This is a genomic window from Burkholderia sp. Ac-20345 (genome assembly GCF_017104825.1).
GTDB lineage: Bacteria > Pseudomonadota > Gammaproteobacteria > Burkholderiales > Burkholderiaceae > Burkholderia > Burkholderia lata_B.
On the sequence record NZ_JAAGPO010000030.1, the window covers coordinates 66,625 to 74,215 of the forward strand.

At 67.2% G+C, this 7,591-nt stretch carries 5 protein-coding genes; 2 read left to right on the top strand and 3 right to left on the bottom strand.

Features of this window, described 5'->3' with window-relative positions:
- Positions 1 to 153 precede the first annotated feature (153 nt).
- Together G3O06_RS14110 and G3O06_RS14115 are read right to left on the bottom strand one after the other, a co-directional pair.
- Positions 154 to 2,562, bottom strand: a complete 2,409-nt coding sequence (locus tag G3O06_RS14110) for a hypothetical protein (protein ID WP_205816416.1) — start codon at positions 2,560 to 2,562, stop codon at positions 154 to 156.
- 38 nt (positions 2,563 to 2,600) lie between these two features.
- Positions 2,601 to 4,163: a DASS family sodium-coupled anion symporter gene (locus G3O06_RS14115; RefSeq protein ID WP_346779518.1), complete on the bottom strand. Its 1,563-nt coding sequence runs from the start codon at positions 4,161 to 4,163 to the stop codon at positions 2,601 to 2,603.
- Positions 4,164 to 4,320: 157 nt separating this feature from the next.
- Between G3O06_RS14115 and G3O06_RS14120 the strand changes: the two genes are divergently transcribed.
- Positions 4,321 to 5,061, top strand: coding sequence for a GntR family transcriptional regulator (locus G3O06_RS14120; protein ID WP_205816417.1), 741 nt, complete (start codon positions 4,321 to 4,323; stop codon positions 5,059 to 5,061).
- Positions 5,062 to 5,235: 174 nt separating this feature from the next.
- Positions 5,236 to 6,324 carry a sigma-54 dependent transcriptional regulator gene (locus G3O06_RS14125; RefSeq protein ID WP_205816418.1) on the top strand — a complete coding sequence of 363 codons (1,089 nt, stop codon included), beginning with the start codon at positions 5,236 to 5,238 and terminating at the stop codon, positions 6,322 to 6,324.
- A gap of 45 nt (positions 6,325 to 6,369) precedes the next feature.
- Here the strand turns inward: G3O06_RS14125 and G3O06_RS14130 are convergent, their stop codons facing one another.
- A complete protein-coding gene (locus tag G3O06_RS14130; protein ID WP_205816419.1) occupies positions 6,370 to 7,479 on the bottom strand; it encodes an LLM class flavin-dependent oxidoreductase in 1,110 nt (369 codons plus the stop codon).
- Between the last annotated feature and the right edge of the window lie 112 nt (positions 7,480 to 7,591).

A 7,591-nucleotide genomic window follows, 5' to 3' on the forward strand; every position in this document is an offset into this window, starting at 1 on the left:
GGCAACCCCACCAGAAGTCTCGGAACTGCGGGGACCATCACCCAGTAGGCGTTCGCACTGTCGCGAGGAGAGGTCGCGAGCACGCTCGAACTACTGGACTTCGAGCGTGTCTGCTGATGGAACCAGGTGAACTCGCCTTGTTGTCGGAGCACCTTAGTCGAACGTGATGAACTGCGCAGACGACCACACCTTGCTGTCGTTGCGCTGCCGCCCGAAGAAATAGACGGGGCGATATCCGAATGATGCATTGCCGGGCGCAACCTCGATGCTGCCTGCGAGATCGACGGGCAGCGGCTGGTCCGTCAGCCGTTCGATCGCGACGAACAGTTCGGTGCCGCCGAGTGAATGCGTCGCCGTACCGCGCGCGAGCAGTTCCGCACCGCTGATTTCGAAACGGAACTCGGGCGCGTGGACGAACGGATTGCGTTGCAGCGGATCGCCGACCTTCGCGAAGCTGTCGATCGTGCCTTCGACCACGATAGTCGCGGCGGGGAGATTGCCGATGTCGAGCTCGATGCTGTCCGCATCGCCGTAGGTGTCGCTGCGGAACTCGACGTCGGTCGCACCGGTGCGCCATGCCGACTCCTCGACGTGCTCGAAGCCGTTCGATCCGAAACGGTGGATCGTGCCGTTGACGATGCGAATCCGGCCGCGCCATGCGGCCCAGCGATAACGGTCGCGAATACGCGCGCCGCCCCAGCGCACACGGATCAGGCGTTCGGCATAGCCGAGTTCCGCATGCAGGTTGCGTTCCCACAGCAGGCCGTCGTGATCGTATGCGGCGACGTATTCCCAGCCTGACTGGCCGAAAAGCCGGTAGTCGAGCCGCGCCGGCCCGCGATGAGCAAACGCATCGCCTTGCCAGTGATCGCCGCAACGCACGAGCAGCGCACTGTGCTCGCCGGTGGTCGCCCAGGTGCGGCGTGCGCGCAGTGCTTCGCCGACGTGCTTCCGGTCGAGCAACGGAGCGAGCACACCCGTCAGTCCGCCGTGCACGCCGAACACCTGTACGCCGGGCGCGCCACCGCCGGGCCGGCCGCGATGCTCATCGCCGCTGGCCGCCACGCCGAGCTGATAGCCGCGCGCGATTACGTCCTGGTAAAGCCAACCGAAGTGCCCCCACGACGACGCGATCTCGACCAGCCGTTCGAGCTCGGGATGGTGCCAGTCGGGGATATAGCGGCGGCCGCCCACGTGCGGCATCACCAGATGATGCGTCGCATCGTCCGCATACGCATCCCACAGTTCCTCGACGGGCCAGCGACCGAGTTCGACCGCATTGCCCTTCATGTCCTCGTTCCAGACCAGCGTGCGGTTGTGCTCGCCACGTGCGTTGTACGGGAAATCCGGCCGCGCGTCGCCGAGAAAGACGACGTTGTGGTCGCCGCCCGCAGTCGAACTGCCGCACCATTCCTGCACCGGATACACGACGAAGCGGCCTGGTTCATTGAAGCGCTCGACTGCATCCACCCCGAGTTGCCAGTTCTCGTCGGTGATCTGGAAATCGTTCGCCGTATAGCCGAGCACGTCGATGCCGCCGATGTCGCGTGCGTAGCGCGCGTTGTACTCCGGGCTGTTGGTGCCGACGGTATCGTGGGCGTGGACGTGCAGGTCGGCGTACAACGAACGGGGTGCAGGCAGCGACGCGTCGATCGTGAGCCGCGCTTCGGCCGCGCGCACGTCCGGGCTGGCGGGGATCTCGGCCACGATGCGCAGCGTGCCGGCATTGACCGGCAGGTCGTCGACCGCGCAGGTCGCGAGCCCGGCATCGGGCAGCGCGTGCTCGCGTCGGTAGACGGCTTCGCCGCGTACGTCGTATGCGACGACGCGTGCGGTGCCCCCTGCGTCTCGGCACGCATTGCCCCAGCGGTCCTGCAGCGACAGCCGGAACGGCGCGCTCGTGCCGGGCCGCACGAAGCGCGGGCCGTTCAGCAATACGTCGGACGGTGCGCCGGCGCGGGTGTCGATCGAGATGTCTCCGGGCACGGCAACGAAGCGTGACGTGCCGAGCGGATCGACGTAGAGCCGGAACCGGAAGTTGTCCTCGGCGAAAGTCTGCACGCGTGTGCCGGGGCCGCGACGGCGATCGCCGAGTCGGATCACGATCCGGTCGCCGGCATTCACGTAACCGTCGACGATGTCGACGATCACAGCCTTCTGGAACGGCCGCTCGTGTCCCTTCTGGTCGAAGCGCACGTTCAGCGCCTGCACGGTGGCCGGGCTCTGACCCGGCACGAGCGGTGCAGCATGGTATTCGGCACTGATGTAGTTCGCGGCGCTCGGATCACTCGTCTGGAAGAGTGCCCAATCCGAATAGAACTTGAAGGTGGCCTTCAGCCAGCCACCGTCGGCGATGCCCGACGAGCCGACTTCGTAATCGAGCACGATCTCGCTCCATGCGCCGGCTTCGAGCCGTGCAACGTTGCAGCGCACGCGTCCGGCGAATGGCAGGCGTTTGTGGCGTTCATACAGGCCTTCGGGTGCGACGTGCGGACCCAGGCGATCGCGCAGGGCGGCGGCGCGGGCATCGACGGTATCGGGGGCGTCGTTGATTTCGGTCATGGTAAATCCAAAAGGAACGGCGATGGAAATCGAGTGCTTCAATGCGCGAACGGCCAGGGTGCGCTCGGGTCCCAGACGGGGATGCCCATGTACGCGTACCACGGCGCAATCACGCAGAGACCGTAGACGATCGCGATCAGCACGGACACCACGCCGACCTTCGCATAGTCGGCCGTCGAGAACGCACCGCTGCTATACGCGATGACGCCGGCGGTAATCTGCGTGGGCAGCAGGTAAGCGAAGCTGTCGGTGTCGCTGATGAGCATCGTGAAGGCGACTGGATGCAGCCCGAGGCGCGGCGCCAGCGCAAGCGCGATCGGCGCGATCATCGTGACGGCCGCGACGTTGGACAGCATGCCGATGCGGATCACGTGCGTACCAAGCATCACGATCGCGATCGCCAACCACCAGCCGTGACCGTGCGCGGCGACATAGATGTGATCGGCGGCCCAGCTCGCGAGCCCCGACGCGCTGATCGCCGACGACAGCGACAGCGCGCCGGCCAGCAGGAACAGCGTGCCCCAGATCGTGCGCTGTTCGACTTCAGCCCAGCCGAAGCGCAGCACGCCGGGCGCGAACAGCAGCGCCAGCGCGATCAGCGCGATGATTTCCGACGGCAGGTGATGCAGCGGCTCGGTCGCCCACAATACGGCGACGGCCGCGAACAGCATGAGCACGGCCCAGTCGTTGCGCGCCGCGCTCGGCTGCTCACGGCGCATTGCCGCGATTGCGCCCGGGCCGCCGGGAATCGCGATGGCGCGCGAGCGGAAGTGGAACTGCACCCAGGCCTGCGTGATCGCGAACATCCCGAGGTACGGCCACTGGAGCTTGAGCCACGTCAGATACGAGATCCGGATGCCGAGCTGCTTCTCGAGCAGCCCGGACACGACCATGTTCGGCAGGTGGGCCGTCAGGATGCACATGCCGCTGATCATCGCGCCGTAGACGAGCGTCTGGATCACGATCGCCTTGCGTGCGGCGCGTTCGCGCGGCGACTCGCCGAACAGCCGGACGATCCCGTTCGTGACGGGCAGCAGCGTAGCGGCCCGCGCGTTCGCGGCCGGCACGACGAGCGCCATCACGCAGTTCACCGCGAACATCGCCCAGATCACGCCGTTGGCCGTGCGCACCTTCAGCCGGTCGAGCAGGAGCAGCGCGATGCGGCGGTCGAGCCCGCTCGCCTGCATGATCGCGGAGAACAGGAATGCGGCGAGACACAGGAACACGACCGGCGCGGCGAAGCCGCTGGCCGCCTTCGGAAACGACGGGCTCGCGTGCGACAGCACGAGCAGCATCGGCAGCAGGATGCCGCTCACGCCGACGGGAATCGCCTCGGTGATCCATACGATCGCGACCCACGCGACCACAGCGAGCGTCGCCTTGCCTTCGGCGGACAGATGCGCGGGCGCAGGCAGCCACCACGCGATCGCGAAGAACGCGATCCATGCGGCGGCGAAGCCGATCGCGGCACGCCAGTGCGCGCTACGCGATCTGCCTGTCGCGTGCGGATCGGCGTGTCGCGTCGCCGGCGATCCGGCCGGTGGCGGCCGGCTGGCATGCGTGCTGTCGAGCGGCGGCGTGCCGATTGCGTTTTCAGTCACTGGTATGCTCCCCGTGCGTCGGGCCCTGAGACAGCAGGTCCAATCGTCTATCGAGATGTCATAATACGTATTAATACAAGTAGAGCGATCCAATTGCTTTTCATATCGAAATCGGGATTCGCGCATAGCGCGGACCGAGCACGGAGAGGAATATTCGATGACGCTGCTGCGTGATGACGCGACGTCGCTTTACGAGCAGATCGCGACGACGCTGCGCGACGAGATCGAGCAAGGAGCGTACGAGCCGACCGGCAAGCTGCCCTCCGAGGCACAATTGAGCGAGCGTTTTCAGGTGAGTCGCGTGACCGTCCGGCTCGCGCTCGACCGGCTGACCGACGCGCGAGTGGTCGAGCGCAAGCAGGGCAAGGGCACGTTCGCAGCAAAGCAGCGGCTGCGGCACCGGCTCGACGTGCTGCGCGGTCTCCACGATTCGATCGCCGGGCAGGGCGCACGCGCACGGATGGAATTGCTGCGCATGGAAGCGTGCGACGTACCGCCGGGCTTGCGGCAAGTATTCGCTGCCGACGTCACGCGCTGCATTTATCTCGAACGCCTGCATTGGGTCGACGACGAGCCGATCGCGCTTGCGCAAACCTGCCTGTTGCCCGAAGCAGGTGACGTTGCTTTTGCGCAGGCTGACAGCATGCCGACTTACGAACTGCTTGAGCAGTTGCTCGGCTGGCACATTGCCGACGCCGACATGTCGGTGACGGCTGTGGCCGCGCCGGACGATATCGCCGTCCGGCTAAAGACCGGCAAGCAGGCGCCGCTGCTGGTGTTGCGGCGCACGTCGCGTCTGGCTGACGGCCGTACGTGTGAATCCACGGTATTTCATATTCGACCGGAACGTTTCGACCTGGTGGTGCGAAGCGGCGTGGAGGCGAGATTCGTCGGTTGACCGACCGTGCGCTGGACGGGCAGCAACGCCCAACGGGTCACACCGGGGATTCATTATCTGCGTGTGGGAGCGAAGCATCCCAGCAATCGGTATTTTGCTTGCGCCGGAGGTTGACTAAGATCAAACCCTCGGGCGGACGCCAGTATCGTCAACCGGTCCGCCCGTGCCCGGACCATGGACAACCGCACAGAATCCCCTCCGCTCATTGCACTGCCGGAAAGCGAGCATCGGCCCCTCTCGGTGCGCGCGAAGGCGCTCGTGTTTGCCGATCCCGCGTCGCGTGCGGTACTGCGCTTCGTCGAGCAGATCGGACCCAGCGCCGCGCCCGCGCTGATCCTCGGCGAGACGGGTACCGGCAAGGAACTGGTCGCGCGCCATATCCACCATGTCAGCGGCCGCTCCGGGGCATTCATCGCGGTCAACTGCGGCGCGATCAGCCAGCAGCTCGCGGAGAGCGAACTGTTCGGCCATGAGGCCGGTGCGTTCACGGGGGCGCAGGGGCGCCGCGTCGGCTATTTCGAGGAGGCGCACGGGGGCACGATCTTTCTCGACGAAATCGGCGATCTCGCGCCGCCGCTGCAGGCGAAGCTGCTGCGCGTACTGCAGGAGGGCGAGGTGACGCGCGTGGGCGCGACGCGCGCGCGGCCGGTCGACGTCCGCGTCGTCGCGGCGACCAACGTGGATCTCGAGCAGGCCGTGCTGGCCGGCAATTTCCGGATGGACCTGTTCTACCGGATCAATCTCGCCCGGGTCCGGTTGCCGCCGCTGCGTGAGCGGCCGCAAGACATTCTGCCGCTCGCCGAGCATTTCCGCGGGCGTTACTGCGCGCAATTGAAGCGGCCGCAGCCGATGCTGTCCGAGGGCACGGTCCAGGCGCTGCACGCGTATCCGTGGCCCGGCAATATCCGCGAGCTGGAAAACGTCATGCATCTCGCGCTGCTCGTGTCGAACGGCAACCTGATCCGCCCGGAGCACCTGAAGTTCTCCGAGGCGCTCGCCGGCTATGCGCAAGCGGATGCTGCCGCGACGACGTTGCCGCAGGACGACATCCGCGCGGGCGTGCGCCGCCTGTTTCGCGCGCCCGGCGAAAGCCTGCTGCGCGACATTGAGGAACTGGTCGTCTGCCAGGCGTTCGAGCATTGCCGGTTCAGTCAGGTGCGCACGGCCGCGCTGCTCGGTGTCACGCGCAACACGATGCGTACGCTGCTCGCGCGCCACGGGTTGCTCAGCGAGCCGCGCCCGGATCTCGCGTTCGACGACTGACCCGTCACGGGAATCGGCGGCGGGGCTGGCTTCCCGCCCGGCACGTCACGACAGGCTGGTGCGTGCCAGCAGCATGCGCACGCGCGGCAATACGTGCTCACCCACGCGTGCCGCTTCCTCCAGATTCGGATAGGACGACAGCAGGAAGCGCTCGATGCCGAGCGTCCGGTATTCGTGGATGCGCACCGCGACCTGGTCGTAGCTGCCGACGATCGCGGTGCCCGCGCCGCCGCGGATCAGGCCGACACCGGCCCACAGGTTCGGATATATCTCCAGCTCGCGCAGCGAGCGCAGCGCGCCGCGGCTCAGCGCGGTCTGGCGTTGCTGGCCGACCGATTCGTAGGTCGCGAGCTTGCGCTGCGCGTCGACATAGGTCTGGTCTGAAATCTCGCTCAGCAACTCGTCGGCGCGCGCCCACGCGGCGCGTTCGGTCGGCCGCGCGATCACGTGTACGCGCAGCCCGAAGCGGAGTTGGCGGCCGCGCATCGCGGCCTGTGCGCGCAACCGCGCGATGCGCTCCCGCACCGCGTCGGGCGGCTCGCCCCACAGCAGGTAGGTATCGGCCTGGCTCGCGGCCACCTGCTCGGCGAGCGTCGACGCTCCGCCGAGATAGAGCGCGGGCGGAGTCGCGAGCGGTACGCCAGCATGCGCGGGGTTCAGCATGTAGTAACGCCCGGCGACGGAGTGGCCGGTGCCCTGCCACAGACGCCGCAGTACCCGCAGGTATTCGGACGTGCGCTGGTAGCGCGCGTCGTGATCGAGAAAATCGCCGAGCGCGCGCTGCTCGTGAGCGCTCGAGCCATTTACCGCGAACAGGCGCAGTCGAGCACCGCTCATGTGCTGCAGGGTGGCCGCCTTGCGCGCGACCTGTTCGGGCTGCTCGAGGCCGGGTCGAAATGTCACGATCAACGCGATACGGCGCGTTGCGCCCGCGAGCTGCGCACTGACGAGCCACGGATCCTCGAAACCTGCGGCCATCGGCAGCAGCAGGCTGTCGAAGCAGGCGGCCTCGGCCGCGCGGGCGACGCCGCGGAGATATTCGGGCGTGGGCGGCCGATAGTCCTGCATGAAGGTCGGCGGGCGAGGCAGGCCGCTGTTGGCGAGATGCGGACCGTCGCCGTTGGTCGGCAGGAACCAGGCGAAGTCGACGCTCATGAGTCGCCTCGCCGATGGTTTGCCCGATGCGCGACGCGCGTGCGTCGCGCGTCGTCGAACCCGACCGTGCGCCGGAGCAGCGCACCGGCCGGCGGCGGCACGAGGCCGCGCG